Source organism: Oceanimonas baumannii (genome assembly GCF_002245495.1).
GTDB classification, from domain to species: Bacteria; Pseudomonadota; Gammaproteobacteria; order Enterobacterales; family Aeromonadaceae; genus Oceanimonas; species Oceanimonas baumannii.
This window is the reverse complement of record NZ_NQJF01000010.1, coordinates 125,424-146,526: the sequence shown is the minus strand read 5'-3', so window position 1 is coordinate 146,526 and position 21,103 is coordinate 125,424. Positions and strand designations below refer to the sequence as shown.

Sequence of the window (21,103 nt, the reverse complement as noted above, 5' to 3'; positions counted from 1 at the left end):
TTACTCCGAGGCCAGGGCGATAACGGGATCGAGCCGGGCTGCCTTGCGTGCCGGCAGCCAGCCGAACACCAGGCCGGTGATAAAGGCGCAGCCGAAGGCGAGCAGGACCGGTGCCAACGAAAAATGCACGGGGATATCAAAGCGTGCCACCAACGCGGCGGCGGCCAGCCCCAGCCCTACGCCGATGGCACCGCCCAGCGCCGAGACCACCAGCGCTTCGGTCATAAATTGCTGCAGGATGTGGCGGGTGCAGGCTCCGGTGGCCATGCGGATGCCGATTTCCCGGGTACGTTCGGTCACACTGACCAGCATGATGTTCATCACGCCGATCCCGCCTACCAGCAATGAGATGGCGGCGATAGAGCCGAGCAGCCAGGTGAAGGTCCGCGTGGTGGCCGATACGGTGTCGATAATGGAAGACATATTGCGGATCTGAAAGTCCTCTACGCCATGGCGTGCCAGCAGCAGTTGTTGAATGGCCGCTTCGGTATCACCAATCCGGCTCACCTCGTCTACCGAGACCGTGATGCTACGTAAAAAGTGCTGGCCGAACAGCCGCAGACCCCCGGTGGTATAGGGCACAAACACCACATCGTCCTGGTCCTGCCCCCAGGGCGAGGCCCCCTTTGGAGCCATCACGCCAATCACCTGGAACAGGATATTGTTCACCATCACGTAGCGGCCCAGGGGATCCGAGTCCGGAAACAGCGCGTCCACCACCGACTGGCCCAGTACTGCCACGGTGGCATAGCGTTGCTCGTCGTCGGTGGTGAAAAAGGTACCGGCACTCAGACTCCACTGGCGGGCAGCGGGAAAGTCGGCAGAGGTGGCGTTGATCTCCGGAGTGTGATCCCGGTTGCCGAAACGCAAGGTGGCCGAGCCACTGATTTCCGGTATCGCCGTCGCCACATTGTCCACCTCCTTGATGTCATTCATATCGGCCGCCACCAGCGTGGACGTGGCGCGCCGGCCCCACTGATTGGGGGCCCCGGGCCGCACCACCAGCAGGTTGCTGCCCATGGCGCTGATGCTTTGCAGTACCTGCTGCTGGGAGCCGTTGCCGATGGCCAGCATGGTGATCACCGACGCCACGCCGATCACAATGCCGAGCAGGGTGAGGGCGGCCTGGAACAGGTTACTGTGCAGGGAGCGAAAGGCGGTACGCACCGCCTCCAGCCACTCGGACCACAAGGCATTGGCCGGGCGGGCAGGGGAGGGTGTGTCCTGAGCGGCGGTTGGTGTCGGGCCCGGATCGGCAATAATGCGGCCGTCGCTGATGTCGATGCGGCGATCAGCCAGCGCCGCCACTCCGGGATCATGGGTGATAAGGATGACGGTGTGGCCCTGGCGGGCCAGCTCCGTCAGCAGGGTCATGACCTCGGCACCGCTGTGGCTGTCGAGGGCACCAGTGGGTTCATCGGCGAGAATGATGTCGCCGCCGTTCATCAGTGCCCGGGCGATGGACACCCGTTGCTGCTGGCCACCGGACAGCTGGCTGGGGGTGTTGCCCAGGCGGTTTTCCAGCCCCAGCCGGTACAACAGCTGCTCGGCTCGCTGCCGGCGTTCGCTGCGGGACAGCCCCGAATACAGGGCCGGGACCTCGACGTTTTCCCGGGCACTCAGTCCGCCCAGCAGATGGTAACTCTGAAACACGAAGCCGAAGGTGTTCCGGCGCAACACGGCCAGCTGGTCGCTGTTCAGGCTGGCCACGTTCCGGCCCAGCAGCCGGTATTCGCCACTACTGGGCTGATCCAGGCAGCCCAGAATGTGCATCAGGGTCGACTTGCCCGAACCAGAGCTGCCCATAATGGCCACAAACTCTCCCCGGTTGATGACCAGATCCAGACCGTGCAGAACCTGTGTGGTCAGCTCGCCTGCACCATACTGCTTGGTGATGCCCTTAAGTTCGATCAGCGGGGTATTCATCAGAAACGTATCCTCATGCCGGAGCGGCGGCCGTCACCGTTCTGGCCAGCCGGTGCCACATTCAGTATCACCTGCTCGCCGGCTTCAAGCCCGCTCAGCACTTCGGCCTGCACGCGGTTGCTGATACCCACCTGCACCTCGCGCTCTTCTTTGCGGCCGTTGTTGAGCACGGTGCTCCGCGCCTTGCCGGCACCGGCCCGCTCGGTAAAGCGCAGTGCCGAGACAGGTACCAGCAGGGCGTTCTCGGTTTCGGCCCGTACAAAAAAGACGTGGGTGGTCATCTGGGACATCAGCTGCCCCCGGGGATTATCAATATCAAACAGGGCGTTATAGAGCACCACATTGTTTTCCACCACCGGGGTCGGCTCAATCCTGCGCAGCTGGCTGTGCCAGCGCCGGCCGGGATCACCCAGCGTGGTGAAATAGACCTTCATGCCTGCACTGAGCTTGCCGACATCGGCCTCGGATACCTTGGCCTGTACCGTCATGGTGGCCAGATCGGCGATGCGCATCAGGGTGGGTGCCTGCTGGTTGGTGTTCAGGGTCTGGCCCTGGCGGGCTTCGATGCTGACCACGGTGCCGTCCATCGGGGCATAGATGCGGGCATAGTCCAGGTTGGCTTCATCGGCCCGCAGGCTGGACTCGGTCTGGGCAATCTGCGCCTTGAGCGCGTCAACCTGGGCTTCGGCCGAATGCAGGGTGGCTTCGGCGATCTGTACGGCCTCGCGTGAAGTGGCGTTTTCAGCCATCAGCCGCTGCTGCCGCCTGTGCTGGAGCCGTGCCAGGGTCAGCTGGGCCTGCCGATCCTTTAGCTGGGCCTGCTGGTTGCGCAGCTGGGCTCGGCTGGCGTCTACCTGTGCCAGATAAACGGTAGGGTCGATCTCTGCCAGCAAGTCGCCGGTGCTGACGTTGTCACCCACCTCCGCGTGGATAATTTTGAGCTGGCCCGATACCTGGGCACCTACATCTACATAGCCGCTGGGCTGGAGGATGCCGGTGGCGGTGACCAGATCGCTGAGCGTGCCGCGCTGGACCTCAGTGGTGACCGGGGCCAGTACCGGCTTGTCATCAAGCAGCGGTGAGTAAGCCAGAACAATCGCAAGTACCAGCAGCAGAGGCGGCGCCCAGAGCAGAATGTTTTTTTTCATATTATGTGTCGTTGAAGTGAGCAGCGGGGTGCCCGACTGTGATTGAGTGAATGACGCGGATTATTGAACCCGGTAAATGTCACCAAAGTTTGTCAGCGTGACACAAAGTGCCACGGCAGGAGGGCAGAGAAGCCGTAAGGTAATTCAGGCCAGGCCAATCAGGGCCCGGGACTGATGTTCGGCGGTGCGGCCGTACATGCCGGCAATGACGTCATGGCGGTGTTGCATATGAGAGGGGAGATGCGCAGGCTCGGCAGAGGCGGTCTCCTTGTCCGGGGAGGCATCGCCGGTGGCGTGACTGCCGGGCTTGTCAGCCTGGGAGGTCTCGCCCTGTTGCTCTCTGAGCTCGGCGCGGGCTTTGGTGATCAGCTGGTCAGCCTGCGCGGCAGCGCTGCGGTCGGCCTGGGATGGCTCTGCCGGGGCCAGGGCTGCCGCCTTGACCTGCTGCATTTTTTCGATGGTGGCTTCGGGATCATCCGGTACTGGCGACATATCCACCTGCACATGGCCTTCCACTGCATATTGCTTGCCGTCGGGGCCGGTTTCAAATTCGTAATTGGGAGCACCGGTGTGCTGGCCGCCCATGGCGGCATGTTGCTGCTCGTGGGTACGGACTTCCTGATCCCGCAGCTTAAGGTCATTGAGCTCCAGCATTTCTGCTTCTGTCATCGGTTCGCCGGAAGGCTTGGCCGGATGAGCTGTACTCCTGGCGGTTTGCTGTTCGTCTTCGGTACTGTCTTTGCTGTCGGCCGGCAAATCACCGGCCCTGGCTGCGTGACCGGTTTCCTGGCCACGGGCATCGTACAGGGCAAGCTCGTTGTTGCCTTGCTCCCGGCGTTCGTCCCGGCCGGCAAAGGAATCGGCCTGCTCGGTGGGGGGGACACGTTCACGTTGCTCATTGGTCTGACGCGGCTGGCTGGCTGCAAGGGAGGCAGAAGTGAAGATCGGATCGTGATTAAGCCGGTTATCGATATTCATAAGCGCCTGCCGGAGGAAAAGAAGCAATGATGAATCCTTCAACATAATCATCGCCAGGAAAAGAAGCAAATAAAAAAGGCCCTCTTTAAAGAGGGCCAGACAGTAGGTGTAAACAGGGATCAGAAACGAATATTGGTAGACAACCAGAGCCGGCGTCCTTCTTCCAGGGTGCCGTCGGTAGAGCGGCCGCTCTGGGTATAGTCGGAAGCCCAGTCGTTGCCGTTGTTGTAATAGGTACCTGTGGTGAAGTCCTTGTCCAGCAGGTTGTAGATGGTGGCGTTCAGGGTCACCTTGTCTGAAACCTGATAGGAGCCGCCGAGGTGGAACAGGGCATATCCCTTGATATCACCGGCTGCATCCAGCAGTTGCTGTTGATCGGCGCTCAGATTTTCCCGCTTGCTCAGGAAACGAGTGCGATCGCTGCGATATTCGCCCTGCAACCACAAGGTCAGCTGATCGGTGGTGTTCCAGCTCAGTTTGGCGTTGGCCATGTGCTGGGGCGTGTTGGTCAGAGGCTCACCCTGATTTTCACCGCTTTTCTGCTCGCTGTCGGTAAAGGTGTAGTTGCCGGACAGTTTCCAGTCGCGGGCAAACTGCCAGCCGGCGGCCAGCTCCACGCCCTGGGTCACGGCTTCATCTACGTTCACTTTCTGGGAGCAGGTGCCGTTAGCATTGCCGGCACACAGCGGGTCTGCAATATCATCACCGCTGGCAATTTTATCGCTGAAGCGAGTGTGGAACAGCGTTACATTGGCATTGATGCCTGCCAGGTTATCGTAGTAGGCACCCACTTCGGTGTTGGTGGTGGTTTCCGGTTGCAGATCCGGGTTACCAATGTTTATGACAGAGCCCTGGCCACTGATGCCATTGATACCGTTATGCAAGTCGTTCAGGCTCGGTGTTTTATATCCCCGGCTGACGCCACCTTTCAGGGTCCAGTGCTCATTGGTATTCCATACCAGATAACCGCGCGGACTGATGTGACCGCCAAAGGCGTCATGATGATCGTAACGGGCACCGAGGGTCAGCGCCAGGTTGTCACGCAGCATCCATTCATCTTCAGCAAACAGCGCCCATGACTTTTGCTCAAACTTTTCGGTAGAGATACCGTCTTCCAGCTCGGAGTCCTGCCATTGACCGCCAATGGTGGCGATATGTGCATCACCGATAGGAGCGACCAGCTTGCTGTCGAGCACCAGTTCAGTGGCGACCAGCTTGCGATCATTGCCCACTATGATGGAAGGAAAGTTATCATAGCTGCTGCCAATGGGTTTGAAACCGGGACGGGAAGCTCGCCCGCCGGGAATGGTCCGGCCCAGGGTTTCGGTCGTGTTATGAGTAATACTGCTGTCCAGATTGCCAAAACCCAGACGGGCAGTGTGGGACAACGCCAGTTGCTCCCGTTCGAAGCGCAGTTCATCTTTATAGCCGTTGGCCTGATCCGGCTGTTCGGTCGTACAGCCGGTTACGGCGCTGCCGCCGGCCTTGCCATCAAGGGTGCCCAGCTGGCATTCGTCATTGTTATAGACCTGGCGGCCACGTTCGACATCCAGAGAGATATCGTGGTTTTCGTTCGGTGTCAGGGTCAGGCGGCCACCAATGGTGTAATTACGGCCTTCCACCGGTGAGGCGCCACGCTTGGTCACGGTGTCATTGTTTTCGAATGTCAGGTTGGAAGCACCACGGTCAAAGATACTGCCCCGTACTGCCAGGCCCAGTTTGTCCTCGATCAGCGGCCCCGAAGCATAAAAGCTGGCATTGCTGGAATCACCATAGTCACGATTCTCCTGGAAGGTATGATCCAGAGTCAGGGAGCCATTCCATTCTGCTGCGACTTTTTTGGTGATGATGTTAATTACGCCACCCATGGCATCAGAGCCATACAGCGTCGACATGGGCCCACGGATCACTTCAATGCGCTCAATGGCTGAAAGCGGCGGCATAAAGCTGGTAGACGTTTCGTTAAAGCCGTTGGGGGTTGCGTTGCCGGCAGTATTCTGACGACGACCGTCGATCATGATCAGGGTATATTCACTGGGAAGACCCCGGATACTGATGTTCAGGCCCCCGGTTTTCCCGGTGCCCTGGCGAATATCGATGCCTTCTACCCCATCCAGTGCCTGGGCCAGGTTGCCATAACGTTTTTGTTGTAACTCTTCCTGGCCAATAACGGTAATGCTGGCCGGCGCGTCAGTGACGTCTTGTTCAAACCCCGATGCACTCACTACTACGGTATCAAATACCTGCGCGTTTTGTGCCTGTACGGCGGTAATGGATGCAGCGTTGAGCAACACCATAGAAATGGCACTGGCAAGACGGCTGGGCATGGGCATCTCTACTCTCCTGTACACGAATGTCGCTGCCGACAATAATGAACTTGCTAATGATAATGGTTATCGTAAGCGGCATTGTATTCAGATAGTTCCCTGAAAGTGACACAAATATATGGAACGATCTGTTCCATATATGGAACAGATTTACTTTCTTTAAAATCAAATTACCTGGTGTTTAATGCTTTTGTTTTCCCTTTTTTTTGTATTTTATTCTTTATGTTTGTTGATTTATCCCTGTTCTGCTGATTAACAAATCGGTTTCCGGACGCGCCGGGAGCTTCTGAGCGGTATTCGCTCCGCTCTGGTGTTCCGTTTTGTACAACACCTTGTTGTCACATATGATCTTTGAAATCTAACGATAACCATTATCATTCCGTGATTATTGATCCGATGAGCCTTACGGTGCCGGACAGCTTGTGGGAAATATTATCTTTCAAGGAGTTAACGTATGTCTGACCTTCTCAATGTTCCGGTCACTTTTGCCCGCTCGGTGCTGAATAATGCAGTGGGACTGGCCCTGCTGGGCATGACAGCTCCTGTGCTGGCAGATGATGTGACCGCACTCAATACGGTGGTTGTGACCGCTGCCGGGTTTGAGCAAAACATTGCTGAGGCTCCGGCCAGCATTTCGGTCATCAGTCGTGAAGAGCTGGAGAAAAAGGCCTACACCGACATTACCGATGCCGTGAACAATATTCCCGGTGTCTATGTGACGGGGGGCGGAAAGGCACAGGACATCAGCATTCGTGGTATGAGCCCTGCGTACACGCTCTATCTGGTTGATGGCAAGCCGGTTTCGTCGGGGCGGGCGGTTAATACCAATGGCAGCGACGGGGGTAAGCAAATTGCCTTGCCGCCCATTTCCATGATTGAACGGGTGGAAGTAATCCGTGGCCCGATGTCGTCCTTGTATGGCTCTGAAGCCATGGGCGGGGTTATTAACATCATTACCCGTAAAACGGATGAGGCCTGGACCGGCAGTATCAATACCGGTTACACCAAGTCTTTTAATGATGTCAGTAATGATGAGCAACAAGTGAGTCTTTTTGCTGGTGGTGCACTGATACCCGGTTTATTGAGTGCCCGGATTAATGGCAGTTGGCAAGGGGCTGATGAAAGTGATTTTTCCGGTGGCGGAGACAGCGCTGCCAGTACCCCCGACAGCACCCGTAAAAAAGCAGGGTTCAAGTTCATTCTGACCCCGAATGAGGCAAATGACATCGCGTTGTCCTGGGACACGGCGGCCATGGATGAGACATCCAATCCGGGCAAAAGCAAGCCCCTGACGGATAGTAGAGGCCGGCCAACCACAGCATCATCCACGACGTACCATAAAGATGTTTACCAGCTCTCTCATGATGGCCGCTATGGTGACGTGCAACTGAGCAGTTATCTCCAGCATGATATTTCGGAACGGGTGCAGGATAAAACCAAGCGTGAAAAAATCACTATCTTTAATACGCAGGGCAGCTACTTCTGGCGGGATCACGTTTTAACTCTGGGCGGCCAGTACAAGTTTGAAGATTTTACTGATGAAACCAATGGGCTGCTTTCTTCCGGGGTGCCCGGCGCTGTTGCGCAGGTAGACCGCTGGATTGCCGCCCTCTATGCCGAAGCTGAGTGGTCAGTGACCGACAGGCTGAATCTGACCACGGGTCTGCGCTATGACGATGATGAACTGTTTGGCGGTCATTTGTCTCCCCGTGTTTATGCCACCTATCATCTTACTCCGGCGTGGACCCTGAAAGGGGGCGTATCAACCGGTTATAAGCAACCTGGGCTGGCAGCGGCCACCGAGGGCTTTGGCCGTGGCACCGGTGGTGGCGGTTCACCTGCACCTCACCCGCGGGCGCTGATTATTGGTAACCCGGACCTGCAGCCGGAGAAAAGTACCAGTTATGAGGCCGGTTTTGCTTATCAGAGTCAGGGTGGCGGGCTGAACGCCAGTCTGATGGTGTTTCATACCGAATTTAAAGACAAAATTACAGAAGACAGATTCTGTGCGCCGGGCGGTGATCGTAATGACCCCTCTACCTGGCAATGTGCCTATGAAGGCAATAACTATCTCTTTCTCAGCACCCGTAAAAACATTGATGATGCCGTTATACAGGGGGTTGAGTTAAGCCTGGATCATGACCTGACACAGGATCTGCATCTGAGTACCAGCTACACCTATACCGAGTCGGAGCAGCAAAGTGGAGAGTTTGCCGGTCAGCCGCTGAACAAGATGCCCGAACATATGGCGAATGTCGCTCTGGAATGGCAGAGTACAGATCGCCTCAGCCTCTGGACCCAGGCAAACTACCGGGGTAAAACCAGTGATTATCTGAGTCGTACCAGTATGAGTGATGGTACACCGGGCTACACCTTTTTTGATGCTGGCCTGGTTTACAGGCTGATGCCGGGGACCGAGGTGACGGCCGGCATTTATAACCTGGCTGATAAAGAAGTGACCAACGAAACCTATGGGGTCGTACTTGACGGACGCCGGGTGAATCTGGGGATCAGCGTCGACTTTTAAACTGATTCAATGCCGGCTGGTGCGCCTGGCATTGTATTTCGGAATAGCGGGCAGCAGCGTGCTATTCCGTTTTTTATTTGTGATGTATTCATGTTGTTAGAGGGAGGCTGAATGCAGGATTTGCAGGAGCTGGAAGGGTTTGTCACCGTGATGGCCTGCGGCAGCCTCACCGAGGCTGCCCGGCGTCTCGGGTTGCCCAAGTCCACCCTAAGCCGGCGGCTGAGCCAGCTGGAGTCAAGACTGGGTCAGCCCTTGCTGCATCGCCGGGGTAACCGGTTGTGCGCAACGGAAGCCGGTGTGTTGTTTGAACGTTACAGCCAGCAGATATTGCACCTGGCCAGACAAGGGCGTCAGGCCATGGACGACCTGCGGGAGGAAGTTAGCGGTGAGCTGGTGGTCAGGGTACATGGCAGTTGTGCAAGAGGGTGGTTTCCACATGCATTACAGCACTTTCTGGCTGGTTACCCGGGTGTGAGAATCACTTTGCACACGGAAACCCGCGCCCCTCTGACCGGTACTGCCCCAAATGAGATCTGGTTATGGGTAGGTGAGGATCCCCAGTGTGGCTTGCGTCATGAGGTGTTGTGTCACTGGCCGTGCCGCCTTTACGCCAGTCCAGATTATTTTACCGGGCGCGCCATTCCGCAGCATCCGCGAGAGCTGTCATCTTATGACTGGGTAGACTGGCTGAATGAAAACCGCGATACCTTGTTGTTGCAGCATCAGCATGAAGGTGAATATGCTTTTCAGCCGCCACCATCCCGGCTGAACGCGGATAACTATGTCTTGCAGCTGGATGCCATTGCCAAAGGAGAGGGGATTGGCGTATTGCCGGTGCGTTTTGCCGAAGGTTATCTCAATGCCCACCCGGGCTGTCTGCAGGTTTGTCTGCCTGAATGGCAGCTGCCTTCCCTGCCGGTGGGATTGTTGTATTCATTCGGGCGGCAGCCCAAAAAGCACCAGGCCTTGCTGTCACACCTGCGCAGCTCATTGCCGGCAGAATGGCGGGAGCAGCCAGCGGTGGAAAATTAGCAGCACAGCTGGCGACGATCAGGGCGGTTGCCCATTTTATCCAGCCGGGCCAGCGCCGGGGCAATATAGCCGCGGTAATGCTGTTGGGTCTGGGTCAGCAGGATCTTGCTGCCTTCATCCAGGGTGTCTGCCAGGCGATAATATACCCACTGGCCTTCGCGCCGGTCGGCCAGCAAACGGGCCTGGCGCAGCAGAGCCAGGTGGCGGGAAATTTTAGGCTGGGTTTCATTCAGGGCGTGAGTCATTTCACACACGCAGACCTCGCCTTCGGTCATGATCAGCAGCATCAGCTGCAGGCGGGTGTCGTCTGCCAGCGCCTTGAACAGCGGCAGAGGAGAGGACGCTGTTACCACAGGTTTTTTTCCTGCCGGTCCTGAACCAGCACCAGAAGCTTAATGCGTTCGTAAATTTCCTGAGTCATTTTGGTGGCATCGGCCTCGCTGCAGCAGGGGGCATCATTGAAGTGCCAGGCCATATAACGGGTGGCAGGTACTGCCTGCGCGGCGGCTTCGGCCTGATCGCAAAGGCTGATGACAATATCAAAATATTCGTCAGCGACGGCGTCCAGGTTTTTGCTTTCCAGACCGCTGGTATTCACATTCAATTTGCGCAGCGCCGCCAGTGCATTGGCGTCGAGCGTCTGTGGCTGCACGCCGGCACTCATGACCCGATAACGGTCTGCGGCCAGATGGTTAAGCAGCGCCTCGGCAATGGGGGAGCACACGCTGTTGCTGTGGCAAACAAAAAGCACAGAAGTCATGGCAAAGCCCGTATCCTTAATAATGCGCTCATCTTATATACGGGCTTTCGCATGTCAACGCCGGTGTCATCGTGGTGTCATATTTTGCGCTCTGGCTCGAAGTCTGGCTGCAGCGTTGAATGTTATGCAAAACCAGCGAGAACAGGGCCTTGGGTAGGGTTCATCGCCGTCTCGTATGAGACCTTGGTGCGACCGGTTGCTGAGGTTCAATCAATCAGCTCAATGCCCAGACATTCCAGTAAGCTCAGGGCTTCATAGCGGGAAAACCGGGCACCCTGTACCCGGTTTTCCAGAACGTTGATGGCATAGCCAGTGGACTCACTGAAATCGGCACCCTGCAGGTTGGTGCGCATGAACAGGCTATGAGTGAAATCGCAATAAGTCATGTGAGCATGGGAGAAATTGCCTTCCCTGAAATCCACATCGCGCACTTTACATTGTTCCAGTACCAGTTCATTCAGGGTAAGACCAAAGAAGGAAGCGTCATTCAGAATGCACTGGTAAAACTTCAGTTCGTGATCCAGGTGGTAAACCGGCCAGCTTACCCGGGTGAAGTCAACGCCAACCAGTTTGCTGTCGTTGAAGGCAAGACCAAACAGCGTGGAATAGGGCAGGGTGACCAGACTCAGGTTACAGCGGACAAAATCGCAGTTGATGAATTTGCACTTTTCAAAGGTAGTACCCGAAAAGTCACAGTCGGTGAACCGGCACTCTTCAAACTCGATATGGCAGTACCGGGCCCGGGTGGCATTGAGCTTGTCAAAAGTCCGTTCAAGGTAATGTTCATTGTCCTGCAAGGTCACCATTTGCGTTATCCGGCCGGGAAATGCGGGGCTCGCCCCGCTAAATGCTGACCATGATAACGAATTCATTGCTTCACATGAAACGAGCAGGCGCTATTGGACCATCAGGCATTGCACGCATCGGCACGCAGCCGGGCCGCCAGCTGGTGTGCGCTGGTAAAAGCAGATTCCACCTGGCCGCCCAGGCACCAGTCGCCGCAGGCGGCGAGTTTTCGCTTGGCGTCGAGCACATAACCCACCGGTTCACCTTCCACCTCAGTGGCCAAGGCATAACGCCAGCGATGGAGGTGGGCTTCCAGGACGGAAGTGGCCTTGACTCCGGTAAGCATGCAGAATTCGGCGGTGAGTTGCTCGCGTACCGAGTCCTGATCGTCTTCCAGGTGAGTTTCCGCCCAGCTGGAGGTGCTGTGGGCGACAACCGTACCAAAGTTCCTGTTTCTGCCCGGCAGGCGATGGTTAAAGGCAATCCAGCCGAGGGGAGAGTCATTAACCCGGGCAGCGTCCCATACCGGCAGTTCACCGTCCTCCACTTTTAGCATCAGGGCATAGCAGGGCTGCATCCCAAAACCGGCCCAGTCGGCGGGTTTAAAGGGCAGCAGCACCTCGGTTTGCGGTAGTGGTGCCGAGCTGATGACCCAGTCGAATTCACCTAGCGGCTCACTCTTGTCATCGAACAACTGCCATTTACCGGCTTCCTGTCTCAGTTTTTCCACCCGGGTCTGCAGCGTGATGTTCAGTCCGGTACTCATGGTTTTAAGCAGGCTGTTCATGCCCGGTGTGGCTACATAGTGGGGCTCGAACCAGGGGCGTTTATAGGGGGGCTGCTCTGGACTCAGAGTGGTTATATTGGGTTGCCACTCGACCACCACGCTGCTTTCAATATAGGGTTTGAGCAAAGCCTTGAAGGTGTGAGAGCGGGCGGTAAAAAACTGGGCGCCATGATCCCAGCGGTGCTCACCCCGGCGGCGGGTAGACATGCGTCCGCCCAGTCCCCGGGCTTTTTCAAACAGGGTTATATCGGCGTGCTCATTTAATTCCCGGGCGAGGGTCAGGCCGGCGAGACCGGCACCGATAATGGCGATGTTTGGTTTCATTGTTATCCTTGCTTTGAATTGATCAGGTATTACTGAATATTCTGACTGCCGAGTGACCGGGGTACTCCTGCCAGGCTTTCAAAAAAACAAGATACTTTTAATAAAAATGTTGCTGATGCAGCTCACCAAATGCCCGCGGTGAATGAGCTGCAATGCCACACCGGCTATTTGAGCCCGGCCGGCAGCGGCGGTGCCGGTAACGGCTCGCCGTTATAGCCCGGCACAGTGCCAAAACGGGGGCTGCCGGCCTGCCAGTCGGCCAGGGCTTCGGCAATCTCGGCTTCGCTGTGACCCACCAGGTTCCACCAGATATAAATTTGCTCTTTGAACGGTTCGCCACCCAGCAACAGCACCCGGGTACCAGGCTCAAGCGCCAGTTCAACGTGCGCCAGGGCGGAACCGAGATATATCAGCTCGTCAGGGCCCACCTGTTTTCCCGCCAGCGTCATGCTCCCTTCCAGAGCCAGCAGTCCATATTCAAATTCCAGGCGCAGAGGCAGGATCAGCGTGGCGGCCTGCCGGGCGTGCAAATCCAGCCCTACCAAGGGGGAAAATAGCAGGGTAGGTGCCCTGTGCCCCGTATATTCCCCCGCCAGCAGGGTGAAGCATACTCCCTGTTGCGACCACATGGGCAGCCGGGGGTAGTGATCGAAACGGGGCGGTGTATGCCGGTCGGCCTCGGGCAAGGCAATCCACAGCTGGGCTGCGTGTAACTCTTGCTCTCCGGCCACCGATTCCTCGCTGTGGGCAATACCCAGGCCGGCGGTCATCAGATTCACCTGACCGGGCCGGATCACCTGCTCATGACCCAGGCTGTCCCGGTGTAGTACCTGGCCTTTGAGCATCCAGGTAAAGGTTTGCAGGCCAATATGCGGATGAGGCCCTACCCGCATGCCCGGCTGGCCGGCGGTAAAGTGAGCGGGGCCGGCATGATCAAGAAAACACCAGGCACCAATCAGCCGGCGCTGGCGCACGGGCAGCAGGCGCGCCACCGGAATACCGCCGACATCGGCCTGGCGAGCGGGAAGGCGTTCGGGCTGGTTCATCACGTGCTCCTTGTCAATGTTTGCCATGCAATTCAGCATAGCGGCCGGCCGGGGCTGCCGGTTACATTACAGGTAAATTTTGCTCTTCAGATACAGCACACCATTCCGTGCTCTTGCTGTAACGCCGTTGTTACGGCTGCTTATCATAAACGGCTACCCCTTCCGGTATCTGGTACCAGTCCTGTTTTTCACTGACCCAGACATGTGCCACCGGCTTGATAAGGCGGGTGTCTGTCAGGCTGGCAGGTTTCAGCTTGAGGGTATCGGGTTCGTCAGGGTTGAAGTGGTAGATTCGGTTGCCGCAAGTTGGACAAAACATGGCCCCGTTGATATTGCCGCTGTCAGCGGTTCTGCGCCACTCCTTCATTTCTCCCTGGAACCTGATTTGATCGGTGTTAACCAGGGCGGTGATGCTGAATGCACTGGTAGAGAGCTTCTGACATTCCTTGCAGTGACAGGCCACGATCATCTTCGGTTCTGAAAGCAACTGGTAGCGGACACTGCCGCACTGACAGGCGCCGGTTAGCGGATAGTTCATGTTCACCTCCGGTGTGACTGATGGGGCAGCGCGGCGAGCTATGTCTTGCTGTGCTCGCTGTGGCGGAAGCGCCATTGTAAGCACAGAATTGCCTGCAATGCAGGAAAACCTGCCCACCGGTTTGCGGGCAGGTGCGGGGCGATTATTCGCCGGCGGTAGCGGACATAAAAAAGGCCCCGTCGAGCGGGGCCAAACCAGACTGACAACCAAACTTCAGAATTATTTCGACATCAGCTCGGGCACGTCGCACTCCTGGGGCTCAATGGTCAGGGGAGCAGCGTGGCCGGCGGGCTGACGCAGACCGATAATGACCTGCAAGGTCACCGCCAGCGCGCCGATGATGAACACTACGTCACCAAAGGTGCGCACCCAGCGAAGGGTTTGCAGCAGGCCCTGCTGCATAAAGCTTTCGCTGCGGGCATACCAGAGACCTTCGCTGGCGCTGGCCACAAACTGAATGACCCCCACCGGCAGCACGCTGGTGAACAGCATCAGTACCAGGCCGCCGTTCATCCACCAGAAGGCGGTTTTCATCAGCGACTCGCTGAACACCAGATTGGGGCGGATGTAGCGCAGAATCAGCAGGGCAAAGCCCAGCGCCAGGAAGCCATACACACCGAACAGGGCCGCGTGCGCGTGGGTGGGCGTGGTGTTCAGGCCCTGAATGTAATAGAGCGCCACCGGGGGGTTGATCATAAAGCCCAGCACACCTGCACCCAGCATGTTCCAGAAGGCTACTGCGACAAAGAACATCAGTGGCCATTTCACATTTTCCATCCAGGGGGCGCTGTTTTTCAGACGCCAGTTTTCCCAGGCCTCGTAACCGAGCACCACCAGTGGTACCACTTCCAGCGCACTGAAGGTGGCACCGACCGCCATCACCGGGGTAGTGGTACCGGAGAAGTACAGGTGGTGGAAGGTACCGGGAATGCCGCCCAGCATGAATAGCGAGGCGGAAGCCAGGCTGGCGGTGGTGGCGGCACGTCGGGACACCAGGCCCATGCTGCAGAAAATAAAGGCCAGAGCGGTGGTGGCGAACACTTCAAAGAAGCCTTCAACCCACAGGTGCACAATCCACCAGCGCCAGTATTCCATCACCGAGAGGTGGGTGCGTTCACCATAGAAGAAACCGGCACCGTAGAACAGACCGATGGCAACGCAGGAGGCGGTAAGCAGGGCCAGCAGGTTGCGGTCGCCGGGTTGACGCAGGGCGGGTACCACACCGCGCAGCATCAGCACCAGCCACAGCACGATGCCGGTGAACTTGCCAATCTGCCACAGGCGGCCCAGATCCACATATTCGTAGCCCTGGTGGCCCAGCCAGAAGTTAAGGTTTTCGGGCATGATCTGGGCAATGGCCAGGTAGTTGCCGGCAAAGCTGCCCACTACCACCGCCACCAGCGCCCAGAACAGCACATTGACACCCAGTGCCTGGTACTTGGGATCCTTGCCGCCATTGATAATGGGAGCGAGGAACAGGCCGGCGGCCAGGAAGCCGGTGGCAATCCAGAACAGGGCACTTTGAATATGCCAGGTGCGCAGCAGTGAATAGGGGAACCACTTCGACAGCTCAATGCCATAAAAATGCTGGCCTTCCACCGTGTAGTGGGCCGTGGCGCCACCCAGCATGACCTGGAAGGTGAACAGGGCGACCACCAGAAACACATATTTGCCCAGTGCCTTTTGTGACGGAGTCAGTTTAAAGGTGGTGAGCGGATCTTTTGCCGGTGCCTTGGGCTCGGCTTCTTCTTCCTTGCGCAGGAAGGCCCAGGCCCAGACCAGGCCACCGACGCCGGCGACCAGCAGCACTACGCTGGCAATGGACCAGATAATATTTTCGGCGGTAGGTCTGTTGTCGATCAGCGGCTCATGGGGCCAGTTGTTGGTGTAGGTGGCGTTACTGTCCGGGCGCTCGGTGGCGGCGGCCCAGGCGGTCCAGAAGAAGAAATTGGTCATGTCGGCGCGGCGATCGGCGCTTGGCAGGGTGTTCTCCTTCATGGCGAAGCTCTGGCGGGTGCCTCGTAATGCCGGATCGTCACTGAACAGCTGGTCGTAATAGGCGGCGGTCTCGGCCATGGCCTGCGCCCGGCGCTCGGACACCACCAGCACATCGGCTTCGGCATTGTAGCTGTTGGTGCGGTACTCCTGCTTCAGCCGGTGCTGCAGCATGGCTTGCTGCTCGCCCTCCAGGTTGGCATAGGCGGTGCCGAACTCCTGCTGTGCGGCCAGCTCAAGCCAGGTCACCAGTTCACGGTGCAGCCAGTCGGCAGTCCAGTCCGGTGCCTGATAGGCACCGTGGCCCCAGATTGAGCCCAACTGCATGCCACCCACTGACTGCCAGGCGGTCTGGCCGTCGAGAATGCCGTCATGGGTGGTGAGCAGAGTGCCATTTTCGGTGACCACCTGGGCGGGAATGGGCGGTGCCACCCGGTACACTTCGCGTCCGAAATAGCCAAGAATGGTAAAGGTTATGCCGAGTACTACCAGTAACAACAGCCAAAGGCGGCGATAGTTAGCCATGCTGCACCTCCTGGTGCCGGGAAGGGGAAAAGAGAAGGTTGTTTTCCAGATGAATGTGCTGCATTAAATCGAGCTGAAGCTCTTCAATGCCCGTATACAGCCCCTGCCAGCTGGCACAGGCATCGGCGGGGAGGGCAAGATGGTTGGTCAGCTCCAGCAGCCGGGCCAGAGCCTGGCCGTGATCATCATGCTCCAGGCGCATCACGCTGATCGGCCCCTGGGCCGGTGCAAACAGACCCCGGCGCAGCATGGGGAACAAAATCTGCTCCTCTTTCTGCATATGACTTTCCAGCTCCTGACGCATTTCTTCCAGGTGCACGGTCAGTCCTTCGGGGCAAAGGGGGTTATCGGCGTGCACGGCTTCCACCCGGCGGGCAAGCCCTATCAGCTCGGTCAACTGCTGGCGATGAACCTCATGGTAACGTGCAAGAATATGATCAATGAGATCACCATTGCCGGCCCGGGACCAGTCGGTGTCGTTGCCGTTGCGGGCCGGCAGGGCCTCCAGCCGGGCGATAACTTCGGCGGTATCCAGCCCGTGTTCGGCCAGTGCCTCGCTTAGCAGGGCGTTGCCACCGCAGCAGTAATCCAGCCGGTAATGATGAAATACCCGGGTGGCTCCCGGAATTTCCCTGGCCAGCGTGCCCAGGGAATGGTTAAGCAGGCTCATGATATGACTCCTTGTATATGTTACCCTGGGTTAATAAGTGGCAACTTGCATGCCACTTTTTAATTAATTGATTAATAAGTATTTTTGTTTTTGTGTGGTTTTATTTACCCTGATCGAATAGGGTAAATAAAACCCTTATATGGTGGTAATGACCATGCTTTACGAACTCCTGCTGGCGGATTTGGCCGCTGAATTGCCCAGCGCCGTGCGGCTCCAGAGTCTGGTGCGTATGGTGCGCGAGCATTTTGGCTGCGGGGCCGTGTGCCTGCTGCGGTTGCAGGATGGTGTACTCAGCCCGGTGGCGGTAGAGGGTCTGGTGCGAGAGGCCCTGGGCCGGCGATTTGTGGTGGCTCAGCACCCCAGGCTGGCGGCCATTCTGGCCAGTCGCAGCACGGTGGCGTTTGCCCCCGATTCGCCCCTGTCGGATCCCTACGATGGTCTGCTGGAGCATCATGTGGGGGAGGCATTGCCGGTGCACGACTGCATGGGCATCAGCCTGTATGTCAATGGGGAGCTCTGGGGTGCAATGACCCTGGATGCCCTTACTGCCGGTACCTTTGATCAGGATGCCCGGGATCAGCTGCAACGGCTGGCACTGACCGTTTCTGCCGCCGTACGCATGACCCGGCTGGAGCGGGATATTCGTGCCCTGCGTCTGGCCCGGCAGGACTCGCCGGTGCCGCTGGGAGACCGGCAGGAAGGGGAAATACTGGGGCAGAGCACCGGGCTCAAGCGATTACTGCACGAGCTGGACGTGGTGGCCGACTCGGATCTGCCGGTGCTGCTCACCGGCGAAACCGGTGTGGGCAAGGACTTGTTTGCCCGTCGCCTGCACCAACGTTCGCCCCGGCGGGAGCGGCCGCTGGTGCAGGTAAACTGTGCCGCCCTGCCCGAATCCCTGGCCGAGAGCGAGCTGTTCGGTCATGTAAAGGGGGCCTTTTCCGGTGCCGGTAATGCCCGGCCCGGTCGCTTTGAAGCTGCTGACGGCGGCACCCTGTTTCTGGATGAGGTGGGCGAACTGCCGCTGGGCATTCAGGCCAAGCTGCTGCGGGCGCTGCAGAACGGTGAAATTCAGCGGCTGGGGGAAGACGCCCCGCGCAAGGTGAATGTACGGGTCATTGCCGCCACCAACCGCCAGTTGCACGACAGTGTGCGCGATGGTCATTTTCGTGCCGATCTTTATCACCGGTTGTCGGTGTATCCGGTGCCGATACCGCCCCTGCGGGAGCGGGAAGGGGATGTGCTGGTGCTGGCCGGTCACTTTCTGGAGCTGAACCGGGGACGGCTGGGCCTGCGCAGCCTGCGTCTCTCACCCGCCGCCGAACGGGCTCTGTGTGCCTACGCCTGGCCCGGCAATGTGCGCGAGCTGGAGCACGTGATCAGCCGCGCCGCGATCAAGGCCCTCAGCCGGGGTGCCGACCGGGCTGACATCATCAGCCTGGAGCCGGAATTGCTGGATCTGGCCGGCGATACGGTGCTGCCGGAGCCCGCCCGGGCCGTCAATATGCCCGAGATAACGGCGCCTCAGGCGCTTGCCAGTCTGCAGCAGGTGACCAATCAGGCCCAGCAACAGGCCATAGAGCAGGCACTGGCCGCCACCGAACACAACTGGGCTGCCGCCGCCCGCTTGCTGGAAGTGGACCCCAGCAATTTGCATAAACTGGCGAAGCGGCTGGGGATGAAGTGAGGTGAGTATTTGAAATAAAAAGACCCGCTGTGGGAGCAGCGGGAAAGTTTCATACTGAGCTTACTTTTTCACTTTCTAAGCTTAATGATCTTTAAGATAGTTCAATTCGTCCTTATATGACATGGTTGGCTCATATAATTGATGGTATCCTTTTCCTAGAGCTCCTCTGAACTGAATCAAGTTTGGCTCATTTTTTCCTATTGATAAGATGTGATCTATTGCTATCCCAGGGTAAGGATCAATAAATACAATATCTTTGATTCCTAATTGGTATGCTTTTTTTGCGCACAATTCACATGGGCTTGCTGTTGTGAATAGTTTTCCGCCTTCTATTCCGGCTGAGCCATATTTAGCCAGTTGTAGGAAAGCGTTTTCTTCAGCATGCAGTGATCTTGTATGGACTTGATTTCCTGAATCATCCAAAGAGTTCTTTATATCTTTAAAGCAATATGAAAGATTCTTTCCTTGAGTGCCTATCTTTCCAGATATTTTTATTAGTTCACCTTTAGCTGCATCCCTAAAGTCACTGTTTTGACGTTCATATGTACTATAGGTAACTTCATCAAATGTATTTACTAGCTCATCAAGAGATCTTAGGTTGCATGGAACTTGTCCTTTTGCTACATCATTCCAACCTACTGATTTGATAGAGTAGTTTTCATCAGTTACAACTGCTCCAACTTGTCTAGATATACAGCCAGAATTAACTTTCGCAGTATATGCAATTTGCATAACCCGTTCAATGTTTGTTGGTGAAATTAACCCAGGGTGTTTTATTAATGCCAAGTACCAAGCTAATTGTGCTTTCAGTACATTATTGTTATCAATTTCATTTCTTGGGTTGAAAATATGAATGTCCGATATTTCAATGCACCTTTTTACATTTTGGCTTATGAAGTCAGCATCATCAACTCTTGTTTTTCCAGATTCTCTACGTTCTAATTCGTCAAATTCATCTACAGTGTATTTATGGACATTTTGTAAGTAAGCTTTACGATCTTCATTCGGTGCATTTATTGATATTAGATAAAATGCCGAATAACGATCTTTGAAGAATTTAGCTTCATAAGGATTTCTTATTGCATCTATTACTATGAAAGCACCTTGTGAGTTTATTTGTCTGATGCTTTTTATCACTCTGTTGATCGTTTCAGGGAGGTGAAAGACGGACTCTGGCTCGAAGGCTTTCTCTTTGTATTTAGATTCAACTTTTCCTGTTCTTCTAATGGAGTTTCCTGCAGCTTGATAAACTCTTATATATAGCTCATTATTGATTCCCCTTAACTCCTTTTTGAAGTCTTCAGTAAACTTTCTTATTAGTTTCATGAAAGAGAAAAATTTTGTTTTTTCTCTTACTGAAAGCTCAAAGGGGGTGCAATGGTCGAGCATTTTATTAGAGATGTTCTTTAGTACACCTTTCTTTGTGTATGTTAGTTGAAAGCTACCTTTTCTTATTAGTTCGTAAATGCTTGCTCTACTTATATTGTCGGTTTGTTCTTTTATGAAGTCCACAATTTGTGTGGTTGTTAAAGTTAGTAAGTAGGCTGAAATTAAATCACTAACCTTTATTGATATGAAAGGGCTGTAGTTCTCTTTTGTGTAATGAGATGCAATTTTGTACCTCTTAGAGTCCAATTCGGAGAAAAATGGTTCTTTTTTATGTTTGACATTGTCAACGTGAGGGAAGTCAGCCTTTTCATTTTCTAAAATGCTGGCGGCGGTTGTACAGCCCGAACCAGTTCTGCCTGTTAACCCAAGAACGATAAACTTGCTACGTTCATGAAATAGTCTAGAAATCATTTCATTATTTTTATTTTTCAATGCTCACTCCAGTTTTTGGATTTTTAGTGGTTTTGAGTAAATAATTATATCTTACTTTTCACCAGCCTGATTATAGTTATCGGTGTTCAAGTATGGCTCATTATCGACCTTTGTAAGGATCTAAAGGTTTCGAGTACAACAATGCCCCGTATCCATCAAACCTCAATGGCTCACGCCCGGCCCGTTTGCGCAGCCAGTTCACGCCCTTACGCACCGAGGGAACTCT

Annotated in this window: 16 protein-coding genes; 3 read left to right on the top strand and 13 right to left on the bottom strand. The window is 55.9% G+C overall.

The window, feature by feature from the left end; all coding sequences use genetic code 11:
- The 4 genes from B6S09_RS13040 to B6S09_RS13025 all read right to left on the bottom strand — a co-directional run bounded on the left by B6S09_RS13040 (window position 1) and on the right by B6S09_RS13025 (window position 6,385).
- The gene (locus B6S09_RS13040) at window positions 1-1,926 is read right to left on the bottom strand and encodes a MacB family efflux pump subunit (protein WP_094278933.1); all 1,926 of its coding nucleotides are present in this window, start codon (window positions 1,924-1,926) and stop codon (window positions 1-3) included.
- Entirely contained in the window at window positions 1,926-3,074 is a 1,149-nt protein-coding gene (locus B6S09_RS13035; protein WP_094278932.1) for an efflux RND transporter periplasmic adaptor subunit, read from the bottom strand. Before B6S09_RS13035 ends, B6S09_RS13040 begins: the two co-directional genes overlap by 1 nt.
- Window positions 3,075-3,218: 144 nt before the next feature.
- A complete protein-coding gene (locus B6S09_RS13030) occupies window positions 3,219-4,052 on the bottom strand; it encodes a putative metalloprotease CJM1_0395 family protein (RefSeq protein WP_094278931.1) in 834 nt (277 codons plus the stop codon).
- A gap of 119 nt (window positions 4,053-4,171) precedes the next feature.
- Window positions 4,172-6,385, bottom strand: coding sequence for a TonB-dependent receptor domain-containing protein (locus B6S09_RS13025; protein ID WP_094278930.1), 2,214 nt, complete (start codon window positions 6,383-6,385; stop codon window positions 4,172-4,174).
- Window positions 6,386-6,833: 448 nt separating this feature from the next.
- On the opposite strand from B6S09_RS13025, the gene B6S09_RS13020 reads away from it, so the two are divergent.
- Together B6S09_RS13020 and B6S09_RS13015 are read left to right on the top strand one after the other, a co-directional pair.
- Window positions 6,834-8,906 (top strand): TonB-dependent receptor domain-containing protein, encoded by a 2,073-nt coding sequence (locus B6S09_RS13020; RefSeq protein WP_094278929.1) that lies wholly within the window; start codon window positions 6,834-6,836, stop codon window positions 8,904-8,906.
- A gap of 111 nt (window positions 8,907-9,017) precedes the next feature.
- A complete protein-coding gene (locus B6S09_RS13015; RefSeq protein ID WP_094278928.1) occupies window positions 9,018-9,938 on the top strand; it encodes a LysR family transcriptional regulator in 921 nt (306 codons plus the stop codon).
- Here B6S09_RS13015 and B6S09_RS13010 read toward each other — a convergent pair.
- The 8 genes from B6S09_RS13010 to ytfE all read right to left on the bottom strand — a co-directional run bounded on the left by B6S09_RS13010 (window position 9,935) and on the right by ytfE (window position 17,369).
- On the bottom strand, window positions 9,935-10,291 hold the full coding sequence (locus B6S09_RS13010; protein WP_094278927.1) for a metalloregulator ArsR/SmtB family transcription factor: 357 nt from the start codon (window positions 10,289-10,291) through the stop codon (window positions 9,935-9,937). The genes B6S09_RS13015 and B6S09_RS13010 overlap by 4 nt on opposite strands.
- Window positions 10,285-10,698: an arsenate reductase/protein-tyrosine-phosphatase family protein gene (locus B6S09_RS13005; protein ID WP_094278926.1), complete on the bottom strand. Its 414-nt coding sequence runs from the start codon at window positions 10,696-10,698 to the stop codon at window positions 10,285-10,287. The genes B6S09_RS13010 and B6S09_RS13005 overlap by 7 nt, the downstream gene beginning before the upstream one ends.
- A 206-nt stretch (window positions 10,699-10,904) precedes the next feature.
- Complete coding sequence (locus B6S09_RS13000) at window positions 10,905-11,504, bottom strand: pentapeptide repeat-containing protein (protein ID WP_094278925.1); 600 nt, start codon at window positions 11,502-11,504, stop codon at window positions 10,905-10,907.
- Between the two features lie 101 nt (window positions 11,505-11,605).
- A complete protein-coding gene (locus B6S09_RS12995; RefSeq protein WP_094278924.1) occupies window positions 11,606-12,595 on the bottom strand; it encodes an NAD(P)/FAD-dependent oxidoreductase in 990 nt (329 codons plus the stop codon).
- A 164-nt stretch (window positions 12,596-12,759) separates the two neighbouring features.
- Window positions 12,760-13,641 (bottom strand): pirin family protein, encoded by an 882-nt coding sequence (locus B6S09_RS12990; protein ID WP_094278923.1) that lies wholly within the window; start codon window positions 13,639-13,641, stop codon window positions 12,760-12,762.
- A 130-nt stretch (window positions 13,642-13,771) separates the two neighbouring features.
- Window positions 13,772-14,179 carry a GFA family protein gene (locus B6S09_RS12985; protein WP_094278922.1) on the bottom strand — a complete coding sequence of 136 codons (408 nt, stop codon included), beginning with the start codon at window positions 14,177-14,179 and terminating at the stop codon, window positions 13,772-13,774.
- 219 nt (window positions 14,180-14,398) lie between these two features.
- Window positions 14,399-16,699 carry a nitric-oxide reductase large subunit gene (locus B6S09_RS12980; RefSeq protein WP_094278921.1) on the bottom strand — a complete coding sequence of 767 codons (2,301 nt, stop codon included), beginning with the start codon at window positions 16,697-16,699 and terminating at the stop codon, window positions 14,399-14,401.
- Window positions 16,692-17,369 carry an iron-sulfur cluster repair protein YtfE gene (gene ytfE, locus B6S09_RS12975; RefSeq protein WP_094278920.1) on the bottom strand — a complete coding sequence of 226 codons (678 nt, stop codon included), beginning with the start codon at window positions 17,367-17,369 and terminating at the stop codon, window positions 16,692-16,694. The genes B6S09_RS12980 and ytfE overlap by 8 nt, the downstream gene beginning before the upstream one ends.
- A 154-nt stretch (window positions 17,370-17,523) precedes the next feature.
- Here ytfE and norR point away from each other — a divergent pair, with 154 nt between their 5' ends.
- Complete coding sequence (gene norR, locus B6S09_RS12970) at window positions 17,524-19,056, top strand: nitric oxide reductase transcriptional regulator NorR (protein WP_094278979.1); 1,533 nt, start codon at window positions 17,524-17,526, stop codon at window positions 19,054-19,056.
- A gap of 81 nt (window positions 19,057-19,137) precedes the next feature.
- Here norR and B6S09_RS12965 read toward each other — a convergent pair whose 3' ends face one another.
- Window positions 19,138-20,877: an anti-phage dCTP deaminase gene (locus tag B6S09_RS12965; RefSeq protein WP_208321745.1), complete on the bottom strand. Its 1,740-nt coding sequence runs from the start codon at window positions 20,875-20,877 to the stop codon at window positions 19,138-19,140.
- Between the last annotated feature and the right edge of the window lie 226 nt (window positions 20,878-21,103).

What these genes read in the sequence shown, in the direction of transcription:
- B6S09_RS12995 (WP_094278924.1), bottom strand. Translation starts at nt 12,595, where the DNA reads ATGAAACCAAACATCGCCATTATCGGTGCCGGTCTCGCCGGCCTGACC.
- B6S09_RS13005 (WP_094278926.1), bottom strand. Translation starts at nt 10,698, where the DNA reads ATGACTTCTGTGCTTTTTGTTTGCCACAGCAACAGCGTGTGCTCCCCC.
- B6S09_RS12980 (WP_094278921.1), bottom strand. Translation starts at nt 16,699, where the DNA reads ATGGCTAACTATCGCCGCCTTTGGCTGTTGTTACTGGTAGTACTCGGC.
- B6S09_RS13025 (WP_094278930.1), bottom strand. Translation starts at nt 6,385, where the DNA reads ATGCCCATGCCCAGCCGTCTTGCCAGTGCCATTTCTATGGTGTTGCTC.
- ytfE (WP_094278920.1), bottom strand. Translation starts at nt 17,369, where the DNA reads ATGAGCCTGCTTAACCATTCCCTGGGCACGCTGGCCAGGGAAATTCCG.
- B6S09_RS12985 (WP_094278922.1), bottom strand. Translation starts at nt 14,179, where the DNA reads ATGAACTATCCGCTAACCGGCGCCTGTCAGTGCGGCAGTGTCCGCTAC.
- B6S09_RS13020 (WP_094278929.1), top strand. Translation starts at nt 6,834, where the DNA reads ATGTCTGACCTTCTCAATGTTCCGGTCACTTTTGCCCGCTCGGTGCTG.
- B6S09_RS13030 (WP_094278931.1), bottom strand. Translation starts at nt 4,052, where the DNA reads ATGAATATCGATAACCGGCTTAATCACGATCCGATCTTCACTTCTGCC.
- norR (WP_094278979.1), top strand. Translation starts at nt 17,524, where the DNA reads ATGCTTTACGAACTCCTGCTGGCGGATTTGGCCGCTGAATTGCCCAGC.
- B6S09_RS13040 (WP_094278933.1), bottom strand. Translation starts at nt 1,926, where the DNA reads ATGAATACCCCGCTGATCGAACTTAAGGGCATCACCAAGCAGTATGGT.
- B6S09_RS13035 (WP_094278932.1), bottom strand. Translation starts at nt 3,074, where the DNA reads ATGAAAAAAAACATTCTGCTCTGGGCGCCGCCTCTGCTGCTGGTACTT.
- B6S09_RS13000 (WP_094278925.1), bottom strand. Translation starts at nt 11,504, where the DNA reads ATGGTGACCTTGCAGGACAATGAACATTACCTTGAACGGACTTTTGAC.
- B6S09_RS12990 (WP_094278923.1), bottom strand. Translation starts at nt 13,641, where the DNA reads ATGAACCAGCCCGAACGCCTTCCCGCTCGCCAGGCCGATGTCGGCGGT.
- B6S09_RS13015 (WP_094278928.1), top strand. Translation starts at nt 9,018, where the DNA reads ATGCAGGATTTGCAGGAGCTGGAAGGGTTTGTCACCGTGATGGCCTGC.